Here is a 23769-nt window from a genome sequence, read left to right as displayed (position 1 = left end):
GCTGTCCTTTGCTAGAGCGCCGCGCGGGGGCGGCGGCTGAAGGTGACATCGCGCAGCGTCACCTGGCTCATCGCCGGGTTTTCAAAGATCAGGTCGATCCAGGCGCGCTCGATCCGTTTTTCGTTGAGGTTGGAATAGGCAAGGTCGAATTCCACCGTGGTCTCGACCTTCGAGAGCGGCAATTCGCGGACGATCTGCTCGGTATTGGGGCCGTGGCGGATATTGAGCCGGGCAAAGATTTCCAGCGGCTTTTCCATCTCGATGATGGTGTCGAGGCGCACAAGATGGCGCTTGCTCAGGCCCTCGGTGGCCTCTTGCGGCAGGTCGATCACCAGCGACAGGAACGAGCCGTCGAAGGCAAACACATCCATCCGCAGCCCGTAGGGCGCAAGATCGGCCTCGCGGGTGTTGCGCACCTGCCGCAGCGACAGCTCGGAATGGGCGCAATCGTGAAACAATGTCACCTCGCGCCCCAGCATGGATTTCGATTTTACCGAGGCCATTCCGGGGGCGGGCAGCGGCAGGCGCCAGACCTCGGGGCGCCAGGCCCAATCGGTGCCGTGGGGGCGCGGAAACGAGGACGAGCCGACCACCGGCAGCGCGAGGTGATGATCGGCCACGGCAAGCGCCTCTTGCAGGAAATGCGACAGGCGCGCGCCGCTTGCGCGGATGTGGCGCAATTCGGCGAGCGACATCGCCGGGGCGGTGCGCGCCGTCCTGCGCCAGAGGCGCATCATGCGGCGATGCAGGACCGTATCAAGCAGTTTCATGCGGGGCGCACCTTTGAAAACCCGTTTCGACATCCTGACGCGCAAGGCGGATGCCGCAACGTTACCATGACAGGTATGTGCATAACATTAATTCGAAACAGGAAACAATCGCGCGAAGACCCCGCGACGCGGTGTTGCCGCAGAGGGGGGCGGTGCCGTCGCGACCGCCGGTTTCGCCGGGGCGGCCCCGACCGGTGCCGCAGCCGACAACCCGGCCGCCAGATCGCCCAGCAACAGGCGGCCCTCGCGGCCTGTCAGGGTGCTGCCTTGGGGCACGTAGAGCGCGAGGCTTGCAAGCTGGCCCGCCACCACGCGCGCGCCGCGCCAATGGCGCGGATCGCCGCCGGGCAGCACCGCCTCGCCGCCCCGCATGACCTGCGCATAAACCAGCCCCGCCTCCTGCCCCTCGCCCCGCACCGGCGCGGGGGCCACGGCGGCGGCAAGGCTCCGGGCGTCGGGCGCGGGGGCGCCCGCCGCCTGCGGCATGACCGAGACGGTCATCAGCGCCGGGGCAGCAGACACGCCCGGCGTGCCGGTCAGGTGCGTGCAGGGCGCGAGCAGCACAAAGGCGCCGCCACCGGGCAGGCGGCGCTGGCTGTCTGCGTCGATGCAGTAGCCGCGCGGCGCGCTCAGCCGCACCGCCCCGTTGCCAAGCGCGGCCTCGGTCAGCGGCGCTTGCGGCGTGACAGGCGCGAGGCAGGCGGGCAGGGCAAGCAAAAGCGCGGCGCAGGTGACCCCGCGCCGCGCGCCGCGCTCAGATATCCATGTAGACATGGGTTTCGGCCTGCGCGCCGGGATGGGTGACCGCACCCTTGTAGGTAGGCCCCACGAGCTGCGCATATTTCCACAGCGCACCGGCGGTGTAGAGCGTCTTGCGCGGGCCGGGCCACGCATCGCGGCGCAGGGCCAGCGTTTCATCGCTTAGATCGACCGACAATTCGCCCTTGATCGCGTCGATGGTCACCATGTCGCCGGTTTGCAAGAGCGCGATCGGCCCGCCATGCGCGGCCTCGGGGCCGACGTGGCCGACGCAGAAACCGCGCGTCGCGCCCGAGAAACGCCCATCGGTGATGAGCGCCACCTTCTTGCCCATGCCTTGCCCCGAGAGCGCCGCCGTGGTGGACAGCATTTCGCGCATCCCGGGGCCCCCTGCGGGGCCTTCGTTGCGGATGACGATCACCTCGCCCTCCTCGTAGGCCCGCGCCTTGACCGCCTCGAACGCGTCTTCCTCGCATTCGAACACGCGCGCGGGGCCGGTGAAGACCTGATGCTCGGGCGCGATGCCCGCGACCTTTACGATCGCCCCCTCGGGCGCGAGGTTGCCCTTGAGGCCCACCACGCCGCCGGTCTTGGTGATCGGCGCGTCGATGGGATAGATCACGCGGCCATCGGCCTCGCGCGCGATCAGGTCCAGTTCCTCTCCGATGGCGCGGCCGCTGGCGGTGATGCAGTCCTCGTGGATGAGGCCCGCTTTGCGCAATTCCTTCATCACCACGGGGATGCCGCCCGCATCGTAAAGATCCTTGGCCACATAGGCCCCGCCGGGTTTGAGATCGACGAAATAGGGCGTGTCGCGGAAAATATCGCAGACATCCTCGAGGAAGAAATCAATCCCCGCCTCATGGGCAATCGCCGGAAGGTGCAGCCCGGCATTGGTGGAGCCACCAGTGCAGGCCACCACGCGCGCGGCGTTTTGCAAGCTCTTGAGCGTGACGATATCGCGCGCGCGGATGTTTTGCTCCAGCAGATGCATCACCGCCTGACCGGAGGCCTCGCCATATTGGTCGCGGCTCTCGTAAGGGGCGGGCATTCCGCTGGAATTCATCAGCGCAAGGCCGATTGCCTCGCTCACACAGGCCATCGTGTTGGCGGTGAACTGCCCGCCGCAGGCCCCGGCAGAGGGGCAGGCCACGCGTTCGAGCATCTCGAGCGCGGCATCCGACAGCGTGCCGTTCTGGTTGCGGCCCACGGCCTCGAACATGTCCTGCACGGTCAGGTCACGCGAGCGGAAATCCTCGGGGATTTCCTCCATCTGCGGGGCGCGGCCCGGCAGGATCGAGCCGCCATAGATGAACACCGACGGCACGTTGAGACGCACCATCGCCATCATCATCCCCGGCAGCGATTTGTCGCACCCCGCCAGCCCCACCAGCGCGTCATAGCAATGCCCGCGCATCGTGAGCTCGACCGAGTCGGCAATCGCTTCGCGGCTTGCCAGCGACGAGCGCATCCCCTCATGCCCCATCGCGATGCCGTCGGTGACGGTGATGGTGGTAAACTCGCGCGGGGTGCCGTGGGCCTCCTTGACGCCGCCCTTGACGGCCTGCGCCTGACGGCTCAGCGCGATATTGCAGGGCGCGGCCTCGTTCCAGCAGGTGGCGACGCCGACGAGAGGCTGGTGAATCTCCGTCTCGGTCATGCCCATGGCGTAGTAATAGGACCGATGCGGCGCGCGCGCGGGGCCCTCGGTCACGTAACGGCTGGGCAGTCTGGACTTGTCGATCCTGGTCATTTTGGCCTCCCGGAATTTGCTGGCAATCGGTCTAGGCCAGCGCGCCGCGCGGGGCAAGCCGATTGCACGTATCGGCGCGCGCCGATACGGTCGCGCCATGCGATACGCCGCCCATGAAATCCTTGTCGCCCCGGCCCGCGCTTCGGCGGGGATCGGGCGGCTATGCGCGGGGATCGCGCTCACGGTGGCGCTCTTCGTGATGCTGGGGGTGCTGTGGTCGGGGCTGTTGCCGCTCCTTTTCGGGGCCGAGGGCTGGGCGCGGATCAGGCCGGGGATCGCGGCGGCGACGACGCCTGTGGGCGTGCTGATTACGCTCTTCAATTTCGCGCTGCTGGTCGCTGCGCTGGCGCTGGCGCTCAGGGTGGTTCACCGGCGCGGCCTCCTGAGCCTGGTTGGGCCGCTGCCGCTGGCGGCGGGGCAATTCGCGCGGGCGGGGCTGGCGCTGGTGGTGCTTTACGGGGTCGTCGCGCTGGTGCCGATGCCCGAGGCGCTGCGGCCCGTGCGCGGCCTTGGCCTTGGCACATGGCTTTCGGTGTTGCCGCTGGCGCTGGTTGGGCTGTTTTGCCAGGTCTTCGCCGAGGAGGTGGCCTTTCGCGGCTACCTGCAAAGCCAGCTTGCCGCGCGCTTTGCCTCGCCGCTGGTCTGGATGGGCCTGCCTGCGCTCGGCTTTGGCCTGCTGCATTTCGACAGCGCCACCTATGGGGCAAGCGGCTGGCTGGTGATGCTCTGGGCCGCCGGGTTCGGACTGGCGGCGGCGGACCTCACCGCACGGTTCGGCACGCTGGGGCCCGCCACGGCGCTGCATTTCGTCAATAATTTCAGCGCCATCCTCGTGGCCGCGCCCAAGGGGCAGTTCGACGGGCTGGCGCTTTACGTCTATCCCTTCGCGCTCGGCGATGTGGGGGCGGTGACGGCGATCCTGCCGGTCGATATCGTGATGCTGCTTTGCGCGTGGCTGGCGATCCGGCTGGCCTTGCGCGGCTGATTGCATTTCGCGCGGCGCCCGCTTAAGTGGGGGCGACAGCAGCGACAGGACCGACCCCGCGATGAACTGGATCACCAACTATGTGCGCCCGCGCATCAACTCGATCTTCTCGCGGCGGGAGATGCCCGAGAACCTGTGGACGAAATGCGACGAGTGCGGCACGATGCTGTTTCACCGCGAATTGTCGGACAACCTGAACGTCTGCACCAATTGCGGCCACCACATGGCGATCACGCCGCGCGCGCGCTTTGCGGCGCTCTTTGATGGCGGGCTTTACACCGAGGTAGAGGTGCCCACGCCCACCCCCGACCCGCTGCAATTCCGCGACCAGAAGAAATACCCCGACCGGCTGCGCGCCGCGCAAAAGGCCACCGGCGAGAAAGAGGCGATGCTTGTCGCCACCGGCGAGATGGGCCGCACGCCCATCGTGGCCGCCGCGCAGGATTTCTCGTTCATGGCGGGCTCGATGGGCATGTATGTGGGCAACGCGATCATCGCCGGGGCCGAGGCGGCGGTAAAGCACAAGCGCCCGCTGATCCTCTTTTCCGCCGCCGGTGGCGCGCGGATGCAGGAGGGGATTCTCTCGCTCATGCAGATGCCGCGCACGACGGTGGCGGTGCAGATGCTGCGCGAGGCGGGCCTGCCCTATATCGTGGTGCTGACCCATCCAACCACCGGCGGCGTCACCGCCTCTTACGCGATGCTGGGCGATGTGCAGATTGCGGAACCCGGCGCGCTGATCTGCTTTGCCGGGCCGCGCGTGATCGAGCAGACCATCCGCGAGAAACTGCCCGAGGGGTTTCAGCGCGCCGAATACCTGCTGGAGCACGGGATGCTCGACCGGGTGACGCCGCGCACCAGGATGCGCGACGAGCTGATCACCATCACCCGGATGCTGATGGGCCTGCCCCCGGCGGTAAAGGGCGATCTGCCTGCGCCCGAGCCACTGGCGGTTGAGGCCCCGGCCAAGGATACCCCCGAGGCATGAGCGCCCCCGGATCGGACCTCATCCTGTCGCGGATGATGGCGCTGCACCCCAAGATCATCGACCTCACGCTTGATCGCGTCTGGCACCTGCTCGACGCGCTGGGCAACCCGCAGAACGACCTGCCGCCGGTGATCCATATCGCGGGCACCAATGGCAAGGGGTCGACGCTCGCCATGATCCGCGCCGGGCTGGAGGCCGCGGGCAAGACCTGCCACGCCTATACCTCGCCCCATCTGGCGCGGTTTCACGAACGGATACGGCTGGCGGGCACGCTCATTTCCGAGGACCACCTGGCCGCGATCCTCGATGAGTGCGAGGCCGCCAATGGCGGCGCGCCGATCACCTATTTCGAGATCACCACCTGCGCCGCGATCCTTGCCATGGCGCGGGTGCGCGCCGATTATACCCTGCTGGAGGTAGGGCTTGGCGGGCGGCTTGACGCCACCAACGTGGTGGCGCGCCCGGCGCTGACGGTGATTACGCCGGTCTCCATCGACCACGAGCAATATCTGGGCGACACGCTGGCGAAAATCGCGGGTGAAAAGGCCGGGATCATCAAGCGCGGCGTGCCCTGTGTGATCGGCCCGCAGGCCGAAGAGGCGATGGCGGTGATCGAGGCGCAGGCCGCGCGGCTTGGCGCGCCGATCCTTGCGCATGGTCAGCACTGGCATGTCTGGGAGGAGCGCGGGCGGCTGATTTATCAGGACGAGGCGGGGCTGTGCGATCTGCCGCTGCCAAACCTGCCCGGCGCGCATCAGATCGACAATGCCGGGGCTGCGCTGGCGGCGTTGCGTCATCTCGGGGCAGGCGATGCGGCGTGTGAGTCGGCGGTGACGCGCGCGCACTGGCCCGCGCGGATGCAGCACCTTCGGCGTGGCCCGCTGGTCGAGGCCGCGCCCGAGGCCGAGATCTGGCTCGATGGCGGGCATAACCCTGCTGCCGGGCAGGCGCTGGGGCGGCATCTGGCGCATCTTCCAGAGCGGCCGACGCATCTGATTTGTGGGATGCTGAACACCAAGGATATCGGCGGCTATCTCCGCCCCTTTGCGGCGCAGGCCGAGCGGCTGATCGCGCTGTCGATCCCCGGCGAGGCCAACACCCTGCCCGCCGAGGTGACGGCAGAGGCGGCGCGCGGCGCGGGGCTGCGCGCCGAGACGGCAGGCAGCGCGCTCGACGCGGTGCAGCGCATCGCGGCGGATGACCCGCGCGCGCGCATCCTCATCTGCGGCTCGCTCTATCTCGCGGGGGGGATTCTGCGCGAGAACGGCTGAGCGGGGGCGGGGCGCAGGAGGCTACGTTTGGCCTGAAGGGGACGTTGAGGGTTTATCCCCCGCGCGGAATCGAGGCGTGCTTGCACGCCGCCGCGCATCGCCGGGCCGCCCCCCGGCACGGCGATTTGGCTGCAACCTGCGCAATGCTCTGAGGTTTTTCGGATTTGGCGAGATAAAGTGCACCCAAACTGACGTTGGATCGCCGCACCGCGGCCCGTCGATGCGCGGCTTCAGCGAACGTCCCCTTCAGGCCAATCCCCCCTTGCCGCCCCTTTCTCAGATCGTCTGATCGTAATCGCCCACGCTCGGCTCGGTGCGGATCACCGCGTCGATATCGGCGAAGATGGCGCGCATCTCGGCCTCGCTCTCGCTGCTTTCGCAGACCACCACCAGATTCGGCGTGTTCGACGACGCCCGCACCAAACCCCACGACCCGTTGTCGAGGATCACGCGCGCGCCGTTCACCGTGACCACTTCCTTGATGGTCTGGCCCGCAAGCCGCTCACCTGCGTCCTTCTTCGCCACCATCCGCGCCACGATCCGCTCCAGCACCTGATATTTCTCGGTATCGGCGCAGTAGGGCGACATGGTGGGGGTGGCCCAGGTCACCGGCAGCGCGCGGCGCAGGTCGGACATCGACATATCGGGGTTGCGATCCATCAGCTTGCAAAGCTCTACCGCCACGCGCAGCCCGCAATCATAGCCGCGCCCGATGGGCGCTGCGAGGAAGTAATGCCCCGATTTCTCGAACCCCGCCAGCGCGCCCAATTCCTTCACGCGGCGTTTCATGTGGGAGTGCCCGGTTTTCCAGTAATCGGCCTTGACGCCGTTTTTCTGCAACTCGGGATCAGAGGCGAAAAGCCCGGTCGATTTCACATCCGCGACAAAGGTCGCGCCGGGGTAGAGCTTCGACAGATCCCGCGCCATGATGACGCCCACCTTGTCGGCGAAAATCTCTTCGCCCTCGTCATCGACCACACCGCAGCGGTCGCCGTCGCCGTCAAAGCCAAGCGCGAAATCGGCACCCGTGGCACGCACCGTTGCGGCCATGTCGTGCAGCATTTCCATGGCTTCTGGGTTGGGGTTGTAGTGGGGGAAGGTGTAATCAAGCCGGTTATGCGAGGGGATCACCTCCACGCCGATGCGCTCGAACAGCTCCGGCGCAAAGGCCGACGCCGTGCCGTTGCCGGTGGCGCAGACCACGCGCAGCTTGCGCGTCATGCGGAAATCGCCCACCAGATCATCAAGATAGGCCTCGCGCACACCGGGCACGAATTCATAGGCCCCGCCCGGATGCGCCTGCCCGCGCCCCTCCAGCACGATATCGCGCAACTCGGCCATCTCGTCGGGGCCATGCGTGAGGGGCCGCTCGAACCCCATCTTGACGCCGGTCCAGCCATTGGGGTTGTGCGAGGCCGTCACCATCGCCACGGCGGGCACATCGAGGTGGAACTGCGCGAAATAGGCCATCGGCGACAGCGCGGGACCGATATCCTTGACCGTGATCCCCGCCTGCATCAGCCCGAGGATGAGCGCGTTCTTGATCGACAGCGAATAGTCGCGATAATCGTTGCCGACCGCGATCACCGGCGCGATGCCGCGCGCGCGGATCTGCGTGCCAAGGCCAAGGCCAAGCGCGGTGATCCCTGGCAGGTTGATCGCGTCGGGATATTTCCAGCGCGCGTCGTATTCACGAAAACCGGTCGGTGCGATCATCGCATCGCGCAGGAACTCCCAGGTGTTGGGGGTGACGGTCGGCAAGGGTTTGGTCATGAAAAACTCGTTTTTAATCAGAGGGTAATGGGGTGGGCCTTAGCCAGCCTGTCAAACTCCATCAGCGTTGAAATCAGCGCCGCCATCTGCGGCAGCGGGATCATGTTGGGCCCGTCCGAGGGCGCGTTGTCGGGGTCTTCATGCGTCTCGATGAACACGGCGGCCACGCCAAGCGCCACGGCGGCACGCGCCATCACCGGGGCGAATTCGCGCTGGCCGCCCGACGATCCGCCCTTGCCGCCGGGTTGCTGCACCGAATGGGTGGCATCCATCACCACCGGATATCCCGTGGCGGCCATCTGCGGCAGCGAGCGCATGTCGGCCACCAGCGTGTTATAGCCGAACGAGGTGCCGCGCTCGGTCAAGAGGATGCGGCGGTTGCCGGTCGATTCGATCTTGGAGATGACATTGGGCATGTCCCAGGGTGCCAGAAACTGGCCCTTCTTGACGTTGATCGCCGCCCCCGTCTCGCCCGCCGCGATCAAAAGGTCGGTCTGGCGACACAGGAAGGCGGGGATTTGCAGCACGTCGGCCACCTCGGCCACCGGCGCGCATTGATCGGCGGTGTGAATATCGGTCAGCACCGGCAAGCCAAGCGCGTCCTTGACCGATTGCAGCACCTTCAGGCCTTCGTCGATCCCGAGCCCGCGCTTGCCCGCAAGCGAGGTGCGGTTGGCCTTGTCGAACGAGCCCTTGAAGATCAGCCCGGCACCCGCCGCGCGGCACGCCTCTTGCAGGGTGCCCGCGATCATCTGGGCGTGATCGGCGGATTCGAGCTGGCATGGCCCGGCGATGAGGGTGAGCGCCCGGTCATTGCCGAGGGTCAGGCTGTTGAGATCGACATGTTGCATATTAGGACGACACCTGTTCGCGAAGGATGGACGCTGTGAGCGAGATCATCAGGTAGATACCAGAAAAGATCAGGAAGGCCAGAACGGTGTTCTCGAACACCTTGGGATAGGCGGCCTCTTGCGGGGCCACGGGGCGGGCACTTACGGTGAGGTAGCGCACCTGCTTGTTGGCCTCGACCTGCGACATGCGCATGGTTTCCAGCGCGGATTGCATCACCATGTCGGCGGTGGCCAGATCGGCCTGCGCCATCTGGATCGCGGCGGTCTTGGAGGCGAGCGAGCTTCCACCGCCGGTCGCCTCGGTCAGGCGGTTCTTCTGGCTTTTGAGTTCGGCGCGCAGAACCTCGATCTCGCTGCGCAGGGCCGCGACCTTGGCGCTGTTGGGGCGCGGGTTGTTGAGCTGGATGCTGAGCGCTAGCTCTTTCTCCTGAAGCTGCAATTCAACGGTGTTGATGAGGCTGCGGATACCGGCGATCTCGCCCTCGGGGTCGAGGATGCTGTTCTCTTGCAACTCCACCAGCCGCTCTTGCGCCGCGCGTCGATCGGCCTTAGCCTTCTCGAGGCTTTCGGCGGCGACCTTGACGGCGTCGTTGCGCTTGTCGCGGCTGAGCTCGTCCACGCGCTCCTCGGCATAGGCGATAAGCTGCTCGTTGAAGCGCAGGCTGGTTTCGGGATCGGCGGCGATCACCTCCATGCGCATGACGCCCTCGGTCGGGTCATAGCCGATCTTCACATGGTCCTTGTAGAGCTTGTAGACCGCTTCATTGCTGGCCTCGGGGTCAAGCCGCTGAATCGGGTCGATCGCGGGATCGGCGAAATGCGCGCGATAGTCCATTTCTCGATCAAGGCGCAGCATCGCATCCTTTGATTCGAGGTATTCCTGCGTCGCGATCGCGTCCTGCCCGGTGGCGAACTGGCTGGGCAACAGCCCGCCAAGCCCACCCTTGCCGCCGCCGCCACCATCGGCCGAAAGGATCAGAAAGGCCGATTTGGACGCATACATCGGCGTTGCCATAGCCGCGAAATAATAGCCCGCGAGAAAGGTGGGCAGGATCACGAAGGCCGCGAGCCGCGAGAACAGCAGCAAGAGTTTGCGTCGCCGCCGTCTGCTGATGTCGCGCTGGATGCCGGTGATCTCGGCGGCGCGGCGCTCTGCCGGGCTTTTCTCGGTCGCGGGCAGGTTATGGCCGGGCGCGGGCACGGTCTGGGGCAGGTTCACGCGGCCCGCGCCCGCAGCCTTGTCCTCGGCGCCCTTGCCCGCCACCAGCTCGAGCATGGTGGTGCGCTGGAACGGGTCGATGCCGCGTGCGCGCAAGAGCCGCACCGCGTCGAAATCAGAAGTGGGGGCAAGCCCGTGTTTCTGCGCCACGCGCCGCGCCATGCGCAATTCGCGCCCCGAAAGCCCCTCGCGGCGGATGTCGTCGATGCTGGTGCCCGGCGCCTCGGCGCGGGTCTGGTCGATCTGGCCCTCGCGGAGCGGCTCGGGGCGCTGCGCGGCCTCGGGCACCGAGGCTTGCACCGTCTCGGGATGCGCCTCGGCGGCATTGCCATAGGCTGCGCCTGTGCCGGTGGCGGCGCTGGCGGCGGCAGGCGCGCTGCGGCGGATGCGGAATTTGCTAACCTTGGGTTTCGTAGTCATAAAGCTCTCTTGCCTCTTCCAAGGTGTCATACATGTAAAGTTTGCCACCCATCAGAACGGCGGCGGAACTGGCGAATTTTTCAAGCGTCTTGGGATCGTGAGACACGATGATGATGGTGGTGGTGCGCAGCCGTTCCTGCAATATCTCGCCGGCCTTGCGGTTGAATTCCACATCCGTCGAGCCGGGCATCCCCTCGTCGATCAGATACATGTCGAAATCCAGCGCCAACATCAACGCAAAGCTGAACCGCGCGCGCATCCCCGAGGAATAGGTGCCAAGCGGCTGGTCGAAATATTCGCCCAGACCACAAAGCCAGCGGCAATAGGCCTCGACGTAATCGGGGTCGATCCCGTAAAGCTGGGCGATGTAGCGGGCGTTTTCCTTGGCCGAGAGGCGCGAGACCACGCCGCCCATGAAGCCCAGCGGAAACGAGATGCGACAGCCGCGCCGGATCACGCCCTCGTCGGGCTTTTCCAGGCCCGCCATCATGTTGATGAGCGTCGTCTTGCCGGTGCCGTTGGGGGCGAGAATACCGAGGCTGCGCCCGAGATCGACGCGAAACGACACATCCTCGAGGATCACCTTGTGCTGTGTTCCCGTCCAGAAGGACTTGGAGACGTTTTCGAACTCGAGCATTGCTGCGCCTCGTTGATCGCCCGCGCATGGCGTCCCTCCTGATCGTCAGGGTGGGCGCGGGTCCGGTTATTATTCCCGATCTAGGGACAATATGCCATTCGAACTGGGCAACAATATGCCGTTTGCCACAAGATTTGCGGCCATCGCGGGGCAGGCGTGGCACGCAGGTGACGGCGCGGTGGCATTCGGTGCGTCAAACCGCGCCGATGATTGCCCGCCGCGCGCCGCTGGGCTAGGCACGCCATAGACAGACCCGAACGGGAACACGCCATGAGCCGGATTTGCCATATCGACCTCGACGACGCCAACCTGCCGCCGCCCACGCCCGAGATCGAGCAGGAACGCAAGGTCGCGATGTATGACCTGATCGAGGAGAATTCCTTTGTGCTGCCCGCGCGCGAGGGCCGCGCGGTGCCCGATGGCCCCTACCGGGTGGGCCTTGCGATCCGCGACAAGCGGCTGGTCTTCGACATCCGCACCGAGGCCGATCAACCGGCGGCGGAATTTCACCTGTCGCTGTCGCCGTTCCGGCAGGTGGTCAAGGATTACTGGGCCATTTGCGAAAGCTATTTCGATGCGGTCAGGAACATGCCGCCAAGCCAGATCGAGACCATCGACATGGCCCGGCGCGGCATTCACAACGAGGGCGCAAGGGTGCTCGCCGAGCGGCTGGAGGGCAAGGCAGAGGTGGATAGCGACACTGCGCGCCGCCTCTTCACGCTCATCTGTGTGCTGCATCACGGGGGCTGAGCCGGATGCCCGCTCGCCTGCCGCAATCGGTGCTGTTTTGCTGCGATCACAACGCCGTGCGCTCGCCGATGGCCGAGGGCATCATGAAGAAATTCTATGGCACCGAGACCTATGTGCAATCCGCGGGCGTCAAGAGCGAGATGGATATCGACGGTTTCGCCATCACCGTCTGCCGCGAGATCGGGGTGGAGCTGGAACGCCACCGTGTGCGCAGCTTTGACGAAATGGCGGAATGGGGCGACGATCTGTCCTCCTTCGATCTGATTGTCGCGCTCAGCCCGGCAAGCCAGCGCCGCGCGCTCGATCTGACGCGGTTCTATCACCTCGATGTGGTCTACTGGCCGATCATGGACCCGAGCGGCCTTGCCCAGACCCGCGAGGCGCGGCTCGACGCCTATCGCCAGACCCGCGACCAGATCATCGGCCACCTGATCGCGCGATGGGGCCCGCCCGTCGAGGAGGGGACCGCCTGAGCGCGCGACGGGACACGGGGCCAATGTCCTTCACGCCCGGCCCTGAGGCCTGCCAGCCCGCCCTTGTCAGCTATCCAGCATCAACCCCAGCCGCCGCTCGCGGCGCATGACGAGGCGGATGGTGATCACCCCCGCCAGCCCGGTCGCGAACATCAGCCACAAAAGCGGGAACGCTCCGCGTTCGGGGGTGAGCAACAGCCCCGCCAGCGCCGAGAGCGCCGCGCCCAGCCCGATCATCAACGCGCCGGAGAGGCCGCTTGCCGTACCTGCAAGATCGGGCCGGATCGACAGCGCCCCGGCGGTGGCGTTGGGGATCACCATGCCATTGCCCAGCCCCATGAAGGTCATCAGCCCGAAAAACGTGAGCGGGGTGCCAAGGCCCGCGTAGAAAAGCGTGAGGTTGAGCCCGATGCCGCCCGCGTTGAACATCGCCCCCCAAAGCACCATCCGGTTGACTCCGATGCGCGTGGAAAAGCGCCCCGAGGCGAAATTGCCGAGGAAATAGCCGATCGCGGGCGCGCCAAACAGCAGGCCGAGCGCCGCAGGCGACAGCCCGAAAATCTGATCGCCCACGAAGGGCGCGCCGCCCAGGTAGGCAAAGAACGCCCCCGAACTGAGCCCCGCCGCCGACGCATAGCCCCAGAACCGGTAAGAGGTGAGCAGCGCCGGGTAGTCGCGGAATTGCTGCACAAGCGTGCGCCCCGAGAGCGGCGCGGTCTCGCCCAGATCGCGCCAGCACAGCCACATGAGCGCCGCGCCCAAGAGCAGCAGCGCCCAGAAATTGGCCTGCCAGCCGAACACCTCATCCAGCACCCCGCCGATGGCCGGGCCGATCATCGGCACCACCGCCATGCCCATCGTCACATAGCCGATCATCGAGGCGGCGCGATCCTGGGGCACCATGTCGCGCACGATGGCGCGGCTCAGCACCATCGCCACGACGATGCTGGCCTGCACCATGCGAAAGGTCAGAAACACCAAGACATTGGGCGCCATCAGGCAGCCCAGCGTGGCAACCAGGAACAGCCCCAGCCCCCAGAGCACCACGGGCCGCCGCCCCCAGCGATCCGAGATCGGCCCCATCAGCAGTTGCAGCGCGGCGTTCACCGCGAGATAGAGCGCGACGGAAAGCTGGATGAGTCGATATTCGGTATCGAAATACGCCACCATCCCCGGCAGCGAGGGCAAGAAAATATTCATCGCCAGCGCCGACAATCCTGCCATCAGGATCAGCGTTGCGATATGGGGCGGGGTGGAGCGGTCCAGAAACCGGACCTTGACTTTGGATTGCATGGGTGAAGGCTAGGCGTTGCAGGTGGGGATGTCCATTTGCACCAGACGCAAAGCTGGGGTTTATTTGCAGCTTTGCAGATATTCACGAAATCGTTCGCAAGAAGTTGCAAATTTGCGGGATTCCGTTTGGTTTCGCGCCCCTGACTGCGTATGGTGCCCGCCAAGGACGGCGAGGGAGGCCCGGACGTGCCGGGACGGATCGCGCAGACAAAGGGGAGCGCCATGAAAGACATTCTTCAGGAACTCGAAAATCGGCGTGGTGATGCGCGGCTTGGCGGCGGGCAGGCGCGGATCGAGGCGCAGCACGCACGCGGCAAGCTTACCGCGCGCGAGCGCATCGAGCTTTTGCTCGACGAGGGCAGTTTCGAGGAATTCGACATGTTCGTGGCGCATCGCTGCACCGATTTCGGCATGGAGGAGAACCGCCCCTATGGCGATGGGGTGGTGACCGGCTGGGGCACTATCAACGGGCGGCAAGTCTATGTGTTCAGCCAGGATTTCACCGTTCTGGGCGGCTCGGTCAGCGCCACCCACGCGCAGAAGATCTGCAAGATCATGGATATGGCGATGCAGAACGGCGCGCCGGTGATCGGCATCAACGATTCGGGCGGCGCGCGCATCCAGGAGGGCGTCGACAGCCTTGCGGGCTATGGCGAGGTATTCCAGCGCAATATCGAGGCCTCGGGCGTGATCCCGCAGATCAGCGTCATCATGGGGCCTTGCGCGGGCGGTGCGGTCTATTCGCCGGCGATGACCGATTTCATCTTCATGGTGCGCGATACGTCCTACATGTTCGTGACCGGCCCCGACGTGGTCAAGACGGTGACCAATGAGGTGGTGACCGCCGAAGAACTGGGTGGGGCGGGCACGCATACCCGCAAGTCGAGCGTGGCCGATGCGGCCTTCGAGAACGATGTCGAGGCGCTGGCGGAGGTGCGGCGGCTGGTGGATTTGCTGCCGCTCAACAACCGCGAGAAGCCGCCCGTGCGCCCGTTTTTCGATGCGCCGGGCCGGGTGGAGGCCAGCCTCGATACGCTGATCCCGGCCAATCCCAACATGCCCTATGACATGAAGGAATTGATCCTCAAGATCGCCGACGAGGCGGATTTCTACGAGATTCAGGAAGACTTCGCCAAGAACATGATCACCGGCTTCATCCGGCTGGAGGGGCAGACCGTGGGCGTGGTGGCCAATCAGCCGATGGTGCTGGCAGGATGTCTCGATATCGACAGCTCGCGCAAGGCGGCGCGCTTCGTGCGGTTCTGCGATGCGTTCGAAATCCCGATCCTGACGCTGGTGGATGTGCCCGGCTTCCTGCCCGGCACGGGGCAGGAATATGGCGGCGTCATCAAGCATGGCGCGAAGCTCCTGTTCGCCTATGGCGAGGCGACGGTGCCCAAGGTCACGGTGATCACCCGCAAGGCCTATGGGGGGGCCTATGACGTGATGGCGTCCAAGCATCTGCGCGCCGATTTCAACTATGCCTGGCCCACCGCCGAGATCGCGGTAATGGGCGCGAAGGGCGCGACCGAGATCATCTATCGCGCCGACCTGAAAGACCCCGACAAGATCGCCGCGCATACCGCAAGCTACGAGGCGCGCTTTGCCAACCCGTTCGTCGCCGCCGAGCGCGGCTTCATCGACGAGGTGATCCAGCCGCGTTCGACGCGGGCGCGGGTGAGCCGGGCGTTCGCGTCCCTGCGCAACAAGAAGACCGTGCGGCCCTGGAAGAAACACGACAATATCCCGCTGTGAGGGGGGCAGGGGGCTCTGCCCCCGTCGCCGTTCCGGCGACTCCCCCGGAGTATTTTCACCAAGAAGAAACGAAAAGGCACAAGGCATGGGCCGCGACCGCTGGCATGTGATCGACGAGGGGGGCGCGCTGACGCTGGCGCGGCGGGTGCCCGTGCGGTTTGATCTGGCCGCAGAGGCGGTGATCGCGGGCCATGTCGGGCGGCGGCGGCTGGCGCATCTGGTGCGGCAGGACATGTGGCGCGCGTTGCGGCATCTGCGCGGCTTTGCGCCCGTGGTGCGCGTGGCGCGCGTGCCCGGCGGGCTGCATGTGCGCGCGGGCGGCGCGGTGGCGGGGCGGTTCGCGCGCGCGCAGGCCGAGGCGCGCATCGCCGCGCTGCTGGCAGACCCGGCGCGCGTGGCGCGCTGGACCGGCCGGGGGAGGGGCACATGAACGGGGCGCTGAGGCCGGTGGTGGGGATGATCCCGCCCGCGCTGCTGGCGCAGGCCCCCGCAGCCGCGGCGCAGGAGGAGGCGCTGCGGCTGCCCTCGGGGCTGGAGGCGCGGCTCTACGAGGTGCTGACCGACCGGCCCGCCGGGGCCGGGCTGATTTACCGGTTTCGCTATGTGGCGCAAGGGTTTGCCGCCGGGGCAGACCGCCTGGACGCCATCGCCGCCGACCTGGCCTGGCTCTGCGAGGAACATGCCCTCGCACGGATCGCCAATACCGGACCGCAGCCGGGGCAGGTGGTGATTTCGCTGGCCGATCGCGAGGCGGAATTCGGGGTTTACGACGGCGCGGTTGCCGAGGTCTTCGAGGCGTATCGGATCGAGGGCGACCGCTGTATCTGGGAGATGTTCTGATGTTTGCGCGATATCTCGTTGCCAAACCGCGTGAAGGGGCCGCAACTGCGGCATTCCGGACACATGCGCGTGGGATTGTGCATTCAATATGTTCAAATCGTTCAATTTCCGCTAGCGTGAACCAAAGGTGCACGCGAGTGCCCTTTACCTCGCCCAATCGGCGGGTTTCGGTATCGTGCCGAGGCGCGCCATCAATCGAAGATACGAGAGACAGGAGTTTTACATGTCCAGAACCGTCAAGAGCATTCTCGCCCTGGGCTTCATCGCCGTTGTCGCCGCATGTGCGCAGCCGGCCGAAGAAGAATTCGTCGTTGTCGAGCCGATCACGACCGAGCCTGTGCAGACCGGCAAATACAAGTAAGCCCTTTGGGCTGATGGCGGGCCGGGCGGTTTCGTCCGTCCCGCCACATCTGAACGGCGCGCGATGCCCCGTGGTAACGGGGGTGGCAACATGCTGAAACATCGCGGATTTCCCGGACGCCTCACGGGAACGGATTACCAATTCACCATCAGGCGGGGCAACCCGCGCGGGATCACCCCGCTGATTGCGCGCGAGCGTTATCGTGATCGCAAGCCGGTTGACCGGCGCGCGGATACCGAGTTCCTGCGCGCCATCTGGCAGCATTTCGGCGAAGAGCCGTTCGAGCGCGGCAATCTCGATGCCGGGCGGTTGAGCTGGCTGTTCGGGCGCGAGATCAAACCCGTCGACGATCCTTTTGACCCCGAGAGCTATGAGACGCGGCTGGTGCTCGATCTCGACGTGGCGCGGCGCAGCTTTCCAGACCTGTTCGACGGCGGGGATGCGCCATGAGCGGGGCGCAGGGATCGGCGGAGTTCCGCGCCGCGCCGGACCGGCATTTCGCAAATGACAGGACGATTTCACCGGCGCATCGGCGGCCGGGATGTGACAGGGGCCGCGCGGTGCGTCGTGCGGGCCGGGACCGTTAGAGGAAGGGACGAGAGATGTTCAAGAAAATCCTGATCGCCAACCGGGGCGAGATCGCCTGCCGGGTCATCAAGACCGCGCGCAAGATGGGGATTGCCACCGTGGCGATCCATTCGGATGCCGACGCGCAGGCCCTGCATGTGCAGATGGCCGACGAGGCGGTGCATATCGGCCCCTCGCCCGCCTCCGAGAGCTATATCGTGATCGAGCGTGTGATGGCCGCGATCAGGCAGACCAGGGCCGAGGCGGTGCATCCCGGCTACGGCTTCCTGTCGGAAAACCCAAAATTCGCCAAGGCTCTGGAAGCCGAGGGCGTGGCCTTTGTCGGCCCGCCGGTGGGGGCGATCGAGGCGATGGGTGACAAGATCACCTCCAAGAAGATCGCCCAAGAGGCGGGCGTCAGCACCGTGCCCGGCTATATGGGGATCATCGGGGATGCCGATGAGGCGGTGAAAATCTCGGGCGAGATCGGCTATCCGGTGATGATCAAGGCCAGCGCCGGGGGCGGCGGCAAGGGGATGCGCATCGCCTGGGATGACGAGGAGGCACGCGAGGGCTTTCAAAGCTCCAAGAACGAGGCGGCGTCGAGTTTCGGCGATGACCGTATCTTCATCGAGAAATTCGTGACCCAGCCGCGCCATATCGAGATTCAGGTGCTCTGCGACAGCCACGGCAACGGCGTTTATCTCGGCGAGCGGGAATGCTCCATCCAGCGCCGCAACCAGAAGGTGATCGAAGAGGCACCAAGCCCGTTTCTCGATGAAGAGACCCGCCGCGCGATGGGCGAGCAGGCGGTGGCGCTGGCCAAGGCGGTTGGCTATGCCAGCGCGGGCACGGTGGAATTCATCGTCGATGGCGACCGCAATTTCTATTTCCTCGAGATGAACACGCGCTTGCAGGTGGAACACCCGGTGACCGAGTTGATCACCGGCGTGGACCTTGTCGAGCAGATGATCCGCCTCGCCGCAGGCGAGCCGCTCTCGATCACGCAGGACGATGTGACGCTCAAGGGCTGGGCCATCGAGAGCCGGCTTTACGCCGAAGATCCCTATCGCGGCTTCCTGCCCTCGATCGGGCGGCTGACGCGCTATCGCCCGCCCGAAGAGGTGGCCGCCGGGCCGCTTCTCGACAGCGGCAAATGGCAGGGCGAGGCGCGGCCGGGCGAGACGGCGGTGCGAAACGATACCGGCGTCTATGATGGCGGCGAGATTTCGATGTATTACGACCCGATGATCGCCAAGCTCTGCACCTGGGCCCCGGATCGCGCGCAGGCGATCGAGGCGATGCGCGTGGCGCTCGACAGTTTCGAGGTGGAGGGGATCGGCCACAACCTGCCCTTCCTCAGCGCGGTGATGGATCACCCGCGTTTTGTTTCGGGCGAGATCACCACGGCCTTTATCGCTGAGGAATATCCCGAGGGTTTCGAGGGGGTGCTGCTGCCCGACGACATGCTGCGCCGCATCGCGGCGAGTGCGGCGGCGATGCACCGGGTGGCGGAAATCCGGCGCACGCGGATCTCGGGGCGGATGGACAACCACGAGCGCCACGTGGGCGAGGATTGGGTGGTGAGCCTGCAAGGGCAAAACCTCGCGGTCACCGTGGCCGCCGACCGCGAGGGCGCGACCGTGGGGTTTGCAGATGGCGGCGAGATGCGCGTGGCAAGCGATTGGACGCCCGGCGACGGGCTGGCGCGGCTCATGGTGGATGGCGCGCCGCTGGTGCTCAAGGTCGGCAAGATCACGCAGGGTTTCCGCATTCGCAGTCGCGGGGCCGATCTGAAATGCCATGTGCGCACGCCGCGCCAGGCGGAACTGGCGGCGTTAATGCCCGAGAAACTTGCCGCTGATACATCGAAGCTGCTGCTCTGCCCGATGCCGGGCATGATCGTGAAGGTCAACGTGACGGAGGGCGACGAGGTGCAGGAGGGGCAGGCGCTCTGCACGGTGGAGGCGATGAAGATGGAAAACATCCTGCGCGCCGAACGCCGCGGCGTGGTGGCCAAGGTCAACGCCGCGCCGGGCGACAGCCTCGCGGTGGACGATGTTATCATGGAATTCGAGTGAGGGGATGACCCGCCCCGCGCGCCATAGCCCTGTGCCGCTGGCCTGTCTGGCGCTCGTCGTGCTGGTGGCGGGCTGTGTGCGCGATCGGGAGGCGGTGCAGCGGGAGTGGCTGGGGCAATGGTTCGCGCTGGGCGATACGCTGTTTTTCAATGCGACGCGGGGCTGTGCCGTGGGGCTTTATGCCGTGGTGACGCCTGATGTGAAATCGGCTCTGCCGGTCACGCGCGACGTGGTGCAGATGCAGCGCGAGATCGTAGCGCGCGGGGCGGCGGCGCTTGACTGGCGAGGGCAGGCGGCGGATGCGGGGCTGGTGGCGATGGCCAACCACCACCGCGAGACCGGCATGGCGATGCGCCGTGCGGGGCTTGAGGCGCGGGCCTGCATGGATGCGCGCAGCGAGGGCGTGTTTCGCCACGGCCTTGATGATGCGCGCACGGTTCTGGGCTGGGACGCGGCGCGGCGCGCGCTCATCCTGATGCTGCCGGGCGAGGGGCTGCTTGTCGTCGCGATGGGGGAGGGCTGAGCGATGGCGCGTCAGCTTCCGCCCGCGCGCCCGTCGCGCAATTCCTGCTGGCGCATCGGCAGCTTGTCGATGGAGCGGGTGATCTCACGCACATGCCACGGGGCCGGTTTGCGCAGGTATATCACCCCGTCCTTGCCGATCAGCACGAGGGCAAAGCCGCGCGGCCGTAGCTTGCGGCGCAATTCCGAGCGGGCGGCGGGATCGGTATCGGTGATGACCACCACATCGCGCGCCGCCAGCGCATCGAGCCGCGCGGTGAGATATCCCATCTGCTCGACATATCGCGGGTCGGCGGGCGTGTCGGCAAAGACCACGAGCGCCCGCTTGAGCCACGCGATATCGTCGAGGTCGATCTCTTCCGCCCCGACGATCACCGGCATGTCGGCCTCGGGGGTGCGGTCCTGCGCCAGCAGGGGCGTTGCGGCGAAGGCGAGGAAAACAAGGGCGAATATCGGTTTCATGGGGTCTCCTGCTGCCCAAGATATAGGGGGGTTGCGCGGAAATGCGAAGCCCGATCAGCGATGTCGTGAAAAAACGGTGCGATTAACGTCCCGCTCAGGCTTTGGTGGCAGACTGCGACCCCAAGCCCTGCGCGCTGCGCGCAGGCAGCGGCTGCAAGGGGGGCGCGCGATCATGGATATCATTCTGCATCTGGGGGCCCATCGCACCGCCACCACCAGCCTGCAACGTTACGCGCAGGCGTGCGGTCCTGCCCTCGCCGCGCTTGGCGTGGTGGTCTGGGGGCCGGAGGTCACGCGCGGCGGGCTGCTGTCGGGGGTGATCCCGGCACCGGGCGGCCATCCCGTCGCCGCCGAGGCGGCGCACGCGCGCGGGCGCATTGCCCTTCGCGTGGCGCAGGCCGAGGCCGGGGGGGCCGCGCATCTTGTGGTCAGCGACGAGAACATGATCGGCGCGCCGCGCCTCTGCCTGCGGCGGCACCGGCTCTATCCCGGCGCGGGTGAGCGGGTGGCGCGGCTTGGCCATGCCTTTGGCGGGCGTATCACCTGTGCCGTGCTGTCGATCCGGGCGCAGGATGCGTGGTGGGACTCGGTGCTGGCTTATGCAGTGGCGCGCGGCCACAGGCTGCCCTCTCGGGGCGATCTCGACCGGTTGGTGACCTCCGGGCGGCAATGGCGCGAGGTGATCGCCGATATCGCCTGCGCCCTGCCGGGGGCCGAGATCGTGATCCTGCCGCATGAGCAATTCGCCACCCGCCCCGAGGCGCGGCTGGCGCAGATGACCGGGGGTGCCACCATGCCCGCCGGGCGCGCGGCCCGCATCTGGCGGGGGCGTGCGCCCGATCTGGATGCGCTGCGCCGCGCCGTGGCCGCGCGTGGCGGCGATCCCGCACGTCTGCCCGAGGGCGCGGGGCGCTGGCACCCGTTCAGCGAGGCGCAGGCCGCCGCGCTGAAAGAGGCATATGAGGACGATCTGCTCTGGCTGCGCGCCGGGGCGGACGGGCTGGCACGGCTGGCCGAGGAAACCGGACCGTTGAGCGCGGGGACACAACCCCGCGACGGTCTTCCGACAAGAGGACAAAGCGATGACATCGACAAAAGACACATCGACAAAAGAAACCTGGGCTAAGCTTGCCGAGGCCGAACTCCGTGGCCGCCCGCTGGGCGATCTGACCTGGCAGACGCTGGAGGGCATCCCGGTCAGCCCGCTCTATACGCAAGAGGATGTCGCGGACCTGCCGCATATGGGCGGCATTCCGGGGCAGGCCCCCTTTACCCGTGGCGTCAAGGCCACGATGTATGCCGGCCGCCCCTGGACGATCCGGCAATATGCCGGCTTCTCCACCGCCGAGGAATCAAATGCCTTCTACCGCCGCAACCTCGCCGCCGGGCAGCAGGGCGTATCGGTCGCCTTCGATCTGGCCACCCATCGCGGCTATGACAGCGATCACCCCCGTGTCGAGGGTGACGTGGGCAAGGCGGGCGTGGCGATTGATTCGGTCGAGGACATGAAGATCCTCTTCGACGGCATCCCGCTCGACAAGGTGTCGGTTTCCATGACCATGAACGGCGCGGTGATCCCGGTTCTGGCGTCGTTCATCGTCGCGGGCGAGGAACAGGGCCATGACAAGGCGCTGCTGTCTGGCACCATCCAGAACGATATTCTCAAGGAATTCATGGTCCGCAACACCTATATCTACCCGCCCGCGCCCTCCATGCGGATCGTGTCGGACATCATCGGCTACACCGCCGAGCACATGCCGAAATTCAACTCGATCTCGATCTCGGGCTATCACATGCAGGAGGCGGGTGCCAACCTGGTGCAGGAACTGGCCTATACGCTGGCCGACGGGCGTGAATATGTGCGCGCGGCCATCGCGGCGGGCATGGACGTGGACAGCTTCGCGCCGCGGCTCTCGTTCTTCTTCGCCATCGGCATGAATTTCTTCATGGAGGCCGCCAAGCTTCGCGCCGCGCGGCTGCTCTGGCACCGGATCATGAGCGAATTCGGCGCGAAATCCGAGAAATCCAAGATGCTGCGCACCCATTGCCAGACCTCGGGCGTCAGCCTTCAGGAACAAGACCCCTATAACAACGTGATCCGCACCGCCTATGAGGCGATGAGCGCGGTTCTGGGCGGCACGCAGTCGCTGCACACCAATGCGCTTGACGAGGCGATTGCCCTGCCGACCGAGTTCTCGGCCCGGATCGCGCGCAATACGCAGTTGATCTTGCAGGAGGAAACCGGCGTGACAAAGGTGGTCGATCCGCTGGCGGGGTCCTATTACGTTGAAAAGCTCACCCATGATCTGGCTGAAAAAGCCTGGGAATTGATCTGCGAGGTCGAGGAGATGGGCGGCATGACCAAGGCGGTGGAATCGGGCATGCCCAAGCTGCGCATCGAGGAGACGGCGGCGACGCGGCAGGCGATGATCGACCGGGGCGCGGAGGTGATCGTCGGCGTCAACAAGTATCGCAAGGATAAAGAGGACCCGATCGACATTCTCGATGTCGACAACGTCAAGGTGCGCGAAAGCCAGATCGCCCGACTGGAGCGCATCCGCGCCACCCGCGATCAGGCCGCCTGTCAGGCCGCATTGGACGAATTGACGCGCCGCGCGCGCGAGGGCGGCAATCTGCTGGACGCGGCGGTCGAGGCCGCGCGCGCGCGTGCCACGGTGGGAGAGATCAGCATGGCATTGGAAAAGGAATTCGGCCGCCACCGCGCCGAGGTGCGCACGCTCGCGGGGGTCTACGGGGCTGCCTACGAGGGCGATGCGGGCTTTGCCGCGATCCAGCAGGATGTCGAGACATTCGCCGAGGAAGAGGGGCGGCGGCCGCGGATGCTGGTCGTCAAGATGGGCCAGGACGGGCATGACCGCGGTGCCAAGGTGATCGCCACGGCGTTTGCCGATATCGGCTTTGACGTCGATGTGGGCCCCTTGTTCCAGACACCCGAGGAGGCGGCGCAGGACGCCATCGACAATGATGTGCATGTGGTGGGCATCTCGTCGCAGGCCGCCGGGCACAAGACGCTGGCACCGAAGCTCATCGCCGCGCTCGAGGCGCGCGGCGCGGGCGATATCCTGGTGATCTGCGGCGGGGTGATCCCGCAGCAGGATTACGATTTCCTGAAAAATGCCGGGGTCAAGGCGATCTTTGGTCCCGGCACCAACATCCCCGATGCGGCGCGCGATATCCTCGCGCTCATCCGCGCGGCGCGGCGGTAGGCGCGGGGGCCG

At 66.2% G+C, this 23769-nt stretch carries 23 protein-coding genes; 14 read left to right on the top strand and 9 right to left on the bottom strand.

Translation table 11 applies throughout. The annotated features are described in order from the left end of the window. Positions 1-11: 11 nt before the first annotated feature. The 3 genes from ABIE58_RS03465 to ilvD form a co-directional block, all read right to left on the bottom strand. Positions 12-770: a DUF6478 family protein gene (locus ABIE58_RS03465; protein WP_354543290.1), complete on the bottom strand. Its 759-nt coding sequence runs from the start codon at positions 768-770 to the stop codon at positions 12-14. An 87-nt stretch (positions 771-857) separates the two neighbouring features. Beyond that, entirely contained in the window at positions 858-1544 is a 687-nt protein-coding gene (locus tag ABIE58_RS03460; RefSeq protein WP_354543289.1) for a hypothetical protein, read from the bottom strand. Continuing rightward, a complete protein-coding gene (gene ilvD / locus ABIE58_RS03455) occupies positions 1525-3282 on the bottom strand; it encodes a dihydroxy-acid dehydratase (protein ID WP_354543288.1) in 1758 nt (585 codons plus the stop codon). Before ilvD ends, ABIE58_RS03460 begins: the two co-directional genes overlap by 20 nt. A 97-nt stretch (positions 3283-3379) precedes the next feature. On the opposite strand from ilvD, the gene ABIE58_RS03450 reads away from it, so the two are divergent. The 3 genes from ABIE58_RS03450 to ABIE58_RS03440 all read left to right on the top strand — a co-directional run bounded on the left by ABIE58_RS03450 (position 3380) and on the right by ABIE58_RS03440 (position 6526). Next, positions 3380-4267: a CPBP family intramembrane glutamic endopeptidase gene (locus tag ABIE58_RS03450; RefSeq protein WP_354543287.1), complete on the top strand. Its 888-nt coding sequence runs from the start codon at positions 3380-3382 to the stop codon at positions 4265-4267. A 61-nt stretch (positions 4268-4328) separates the two neighbouring features. Beyond that, positions 4329-5255, top strand: coding sequence for an acetyl-CoA carboxylase, carboxyltransferase subunit beta (accD, locus tag ABIE58_RS03445; RefSeq protein ID WP_354543286.1), 927 nt, complete (start codon positions 4329-4331; stop codon positions 5253-5255). After that, the gene (locus ABIE58_RS03440; RefSeq protein ID WP_354543285.1) at positions 5252-6526 is read left to right on the top strand and encodes a bifunctional folylpolyglutamate synthase/dihydrofolate synthase; all 1275 of its coding nucleotides are present in this window, start codon (positions 5252-5254) and stop codon (positions 6524-6526) included. Before accD ends, ABIE58_RS03440 begins: the two co-directional genes overlap by 4 nt. 276 nt (positions 6527-6802) lie before the next feature. On the opposite strand, the gene ABIE58_RS03435 is transcribed toward ABIE58_RS03440, so the two are convergent. The 4 genes from ABIE58_RS03435 to ABIE58_RS03420 are packed head-to-tail and all read right to left on the bottom strand — an operon-like array spanning position 6803 to position 11426. Beyond that, a complete protein-coding gene (locus tag ABIE58_RS03435) occupies positions 6803-8299 on the bottom strand; it encodes a phosphomannomutase/phosphoglucomutase (protein WP_354543284.1) in 1497 nt (498 codons plus the stop codon). Positions 8300-8316: 17 nt separating this feature from the next. After that, positions 8317-9150 (bottom strand): 3-deoxy-8-phosphooctulonate synthase, encoded by an 834-nt coding sequence (gene kdsA / locus ABIE58_RS03430; RefSeq protein WP_354543283.1) that lies wholly within the window; start codon positions 9148-9150, stop codon positions 8317-8319. Between the two features lies 1 nt (position 9151). Beyond that, positions 9152-10789, bottom strand: coding sequence for a KpsE/RkpR family capsule polysaccharide export protein (locus tag ABIE58_RS03425; protein ID WP_354543282.1), 1638 nt, complete (start codon positions 10787-10789; stop codon positions 9152-9154). Next, entirely contained in the window at positions 10767-11426 is a 660-nt protein-coding gene (locus ABIE58_RS03420) for an ABC transporter ATP-binding protein (protein WP_354543281.1), read from the bottom strand. Before ABIE58_RS03420 ends, ABIE58_RS03425 begins: the two co-directional genes overlap by 23 nt. Positions 11427-11696: 270 nt before the next feature. Between ABIE58_RS03420 and ABIE58_RS03415 the strand changes: the two genes are divergently transcribed. Then, positions 11697-12176 carry a UPF0262 family protein gene (locus tag ABIE58_RS03415; protein ID WP_354543280.1) on the top strand — a complete coding sequence of 160 codons (480 nt, stop codon included), beginning with the start codon at positions 11697-11699 and terminating at the stop codon, positions 12174-12176. A 5-nt stretch (positions 12177-12181) separates the two neighbouring features. After that, positions 12182-12649: an arsenate-mycothiol transferase ArsC gene (locus ABIE58_RS03410; RefSeq protein ID WP_354543279.1), complete on the top strand. Its 468-nt coding sequence runs from the start codon at positions 12182-12184 to the stop codon at positions 12647-12649. Between the two features lie 66 nt (positions 12650-12715). Here ABIE58_RS03410 and ABIE58_RS03405 read toward each other — a convergent pair whose 3' ends face one another. Continuing rightward, the gene (locus ABIE58_RS03405) at positions 12716-13942 is read right to left on the bottom strand and encodes a multidrug effflux MFS transporter (RefSeq protein ID WP_354543278.1); all 1227 of its coding nucleotides are present in this window, start codon (positions 13940-13942) and stop codon (positions 12716-12718) included. 222 nt (positions 13943-14164) lie between these two features. Here ABIE58_RS03405 and ABIE58_RS03400 point away from each other — a divergent pair, with 222 nt between their 5' ends. The 7 genes from ABIE58_RS03400 (at position 14165) to ABIE58_RS03370 (ending at position 20069) form a co-directional block, all read left to right on the top strand. Next, a complete protein-coding gene (locus tag ABIE58_RS03400) occupies positions 14165-15697 on the top strand; it encodes an acyl-CoA carboxylase subunit beta (protein ID WP_354543277.1) in 1533 nt (510 codons plus the stop codon). A gap of 85 nt (positions 15698-15782) precedes the next feature. Next, a complete protein-coding gene (locus tag ABIE58_RS03395; RefSeq protein ID WP_354543276.1) occupies positions 15783-16127 on the top strand; it encodes a hypothetical protein in 345 nt (114 codons plus the stop codon). Further along, a complete protein-coding gene (locus tag ABIE58_RS03390) occupies positions 16124-16537 on the top strand; it encodes a DUF6497 family protein (RefSeq protein ID WP_354543275.1) in 414 nt (137 codons plus the stop codon). The genes ABIE58_RS03395 and ABIE58_RS03390 overlap by 4 nt, the downstream gene beginning before the upstream one ends. Before the next feature lie 223 nt (positions 16538-16760). Continuing rightward, a complete protein-coding gene (locus tag ABIE58_RS03385; protein WP_354543274.1) occupies positions 16761-16898 on the top strand; it encodes a hypothetical protein in 138 nt (45 codons plus the stop codon). Positions 16899-16988: 90 nt separating this feature from the next. Beyond that, complete coding sequence (locus ABIE58_RS03380) at positions 16989-17348, top strand: hypothetical protein (protein ID WP_354543273.1); 360 nt, start codon at positions 16989-16991, stop codon at positions 17346-17348. A gap of 152 nt (positions 17349-17500) precedes the next feature. Beyond that, positions 17501-19546, top strand: coding sequence for an ATP-binding protein (locus tag ABIE58_RS03375; protein ID WP_354543272.1), 2046 nt, complete (start codon positions 17501-17503; stop codon positions 19544-19546). Between the two features lie 4 nt (positions 19547-19550). Further along, positions 19551-20069 carry a hypothetical protein gene (locus ABIE58_RS03370; protein ID WP_354543271.1) on the top strand — a complete coding sequence of 173 codons (519 nt, stop codon included), beginning with the start codon at positions 19551-19553 and terminating at the stop codon, positions 20067-20069. Between the two features lie 11 nt (positions 20070-20080). Here ABIE58_RS03370 and ABIE58_RS03365 read toward each other — a convergent pair whose 3' ends face one another. Next, positions 20081-20530, bottom strand: coding sequence for a DUF4174 domain-containing protein (locus ABIE58_RS03365; RefSeq protein ID WP_354543270.1), 450 nt, complete (start codon positions 20528-20530; stop codon positions 20081-20083). A gap of 172 nt (positions 20531-20702) precedes the next feature. Between ABIE58_RS03365 and ABIE58_RS03360 the strand changes: the two genes are divergently transcribed. Both ABIE58_RS03360 and scpA read left to right on the top strand, forming a co-directional pair. Then, positions 20703-21656, top strand: a complete 954-nt coding sequence (locus ABIE58_RS03360; RefSeq protein WP_354543269.1) for a hypothetical protein — start codon at positions 20703-20705, stop codon at positions 21654-21656. Further along, on the top strand, positions 21613-23757 hold the full coding sequence (gene scpA / locus ABIE58_RS03355) for a methylmalonyl-CoA mutase (RefSeq protein WP_354543268.1): 2145 nt from the start codon (positions 21613-21615) through the stop codon (positions 23755-23757). The genes ABIE58_RS03360 and scpA overlap by 44 nt, the downstream gene beginning before the upstream one ends. Positions 23758-23769 lie beyond the last annotated feature (12 nt).

It is taken from the genome of Roseovarius sp. MBR-78 (genome assembly GCF_040547535.1).
Taxonomy (GTDB): Bacteria; Pseudomonadota; Alphaproteobacteria; order Rhodobacterales; family Rhodobacteraceae; genus Roseovarius.
Note: the sequence above shows the minus strand (reverse complement) of the source record. Positions and strands in the feature narration are given on the sequence as shown.

Excerpts from the sequence above, each read along its gene's own strand:
- ABIE58_RS03465 (WP_354543290.1), bottom strand. The coding sequence starts at position 770 with ATGAAACTGCTTGATACGGTCCTGCATCGCCGCATGATGCGCCTCTGG.
- ABIE58_RS03460 (WP_354543289.1), bottom strand. The coding sequence starts at position 1,544 with ATGTCTACATGGATATCTGAGCGCGGCGCGCGGCGCGGGGTCACCTGC.
- ilvD (WP_354543288.1), bottom strand. The coding sequence starts at position 3,282 with ATGACCAGGATCGACAAGTCCAGACTGCCCAGCCGTTACGTGACCGAG.
- ABIE58_RS03450 (WP_354543287.1), top strand. The coding sequence starts at position 3,380 with ATGCGATACGCCGCCCATGAAATCCTTGTCGCCCCGGCCCGCGCTTCG.
- accD (WP_354543286.1), top strand. The coding sequence starts at position 4,329 with ATGAACTGGATCACCAACTATGTGCGCCCGCGCATCAACTCGATCTTC.
- ABIE58_RS03440 (WP_354543285.1), top strand. The coding sequence starts at position 5,252 with ATGAGCGCCCCCGGATCGGACCTCATCCTGTCGCGGATGATGGCGCTG.
- ABIE58_RS03435 (WP_354543284.1), bottom strand. The coding sequence starts at position 8,299 with ATGACCAAACCCTTGCCGACCGTCACCCCCAACACCTGGGAGTTCCTG.
- kdsA (WP_354543283.1), bottom strand. The coding sequence starts at position 9,150 with ATGCAACATGTCGATCTCAACAGCCTGACCCTCGGCAATGACCGGGCG.
- ABIE58_RS03425 (WP_354543282.1), bottom strand. The coding sequence starts at position 10,789 with ATGACTACGAAACCCAAGGTTAGCAAATTCCGCATCCGCCGCAGCGCG.
- ABIE58_RS03420 (WP_354543281.1), bottom strand. The coding sequence starts at position 11,426 with ATGCTCGAGTTCGAAAACGTCTCCAAGTCCTTCTGGACGGGAACACAG.
- ABIE58_RS03415 (WP_354543280.1), top strand. The coding sequence starts at position 11,697 with ATGAGCCGGATTTGCCATATCGACCTCGACGACGCCAACCTGCCGCCG.
- ABIE58_RS03410 (WP_354543279.1), top strand. The coding sequence starts at position 12,182 with ATGCCCGCTCGCCTGCCGCAATCGGTGCTGTTTTGCTGCGATCACAAC.
- ABIE58_RS03405 (WP_354543278.1), bottom strand. The coding sequence starts at position 13,942 with ATGCAATCCAAAGTCAAGGTCCGGTTTCTGGACCGCTCCACCCCGCCC.
- ABIE58_RS03400 (WP_354543277.1), top strand. The coding sequence starts at position 14,165 with ATGAAAGACATTCTTCAGGAACTCGAAAATCGGCGTGGTGATGCGCGG.
- ABIE58_RS03395 (WP_354543276.1), top strand. The coding sequence starts at position 15,783 with ATGGGCCGCGACCGCTGGCATGTGATCGACGAGGGGGGCGCGCTGACG.
- ABIE58_RS03390 (WP_354543275.1), top strand. The coding sequence starts at position 16,124 with ATGAACGGGGCGCTGAGGCCGGTGGTGGGGATGATCCCGCCCGCGCTG.
- ABIE58_RS03385 (WP_354543274.1), top strand. The coding sequence starts at position 16,761 with ATGTCCAGAACCGTCAAGAGCATTCTCGCCCTGGGCTTCATCGCCGTT.
- ABIE58_RS03380 (WP_354543273.1), top strand. The coding sequence starts at position 16,989 with ATGCTGAAACATCGCGGATTTCCCGGACGCCTCACGGGAACGGATTAC.
- ABIE58_RS03375 (WP_354543272.1), top strand. The coding sequence starts at position 17,501 with ATGTTCAAGAAAATCCTGATCGCCAACCGGGGCGAGATCGCCTGCCGG.
- ABIE58_RS03370 (WP_354543271.1), top strand. The coding sequence starts at position 19,551 with ATGACCCGCCCCGCGCGCCATAGCCCTGTGCCGCTGGCCTGTCTGGCG.
- ABIE58_RS03365 (WP_354543270.1), bottom strand. The coding sequence starts at position 20,530 with ATGAAACCGATATTCGCCCTTGTTTTCCTCGCCTTCGCCGCAACGCCC.
- ABIE58_RS03360 (WP_354543269.1), top strand. The coding sequence starts at position 20,703 with ATGGATATCATTCTGCATCTGGGGGCCCATCGCACCGCCACCACCAGC.
- scpA (WP_354543268.1), top strand. The coding sequence starts at position 21,613 with ATGACATCGACAAAAGACACATCGACAAAAGAAACCTGGGCTAAGCTT.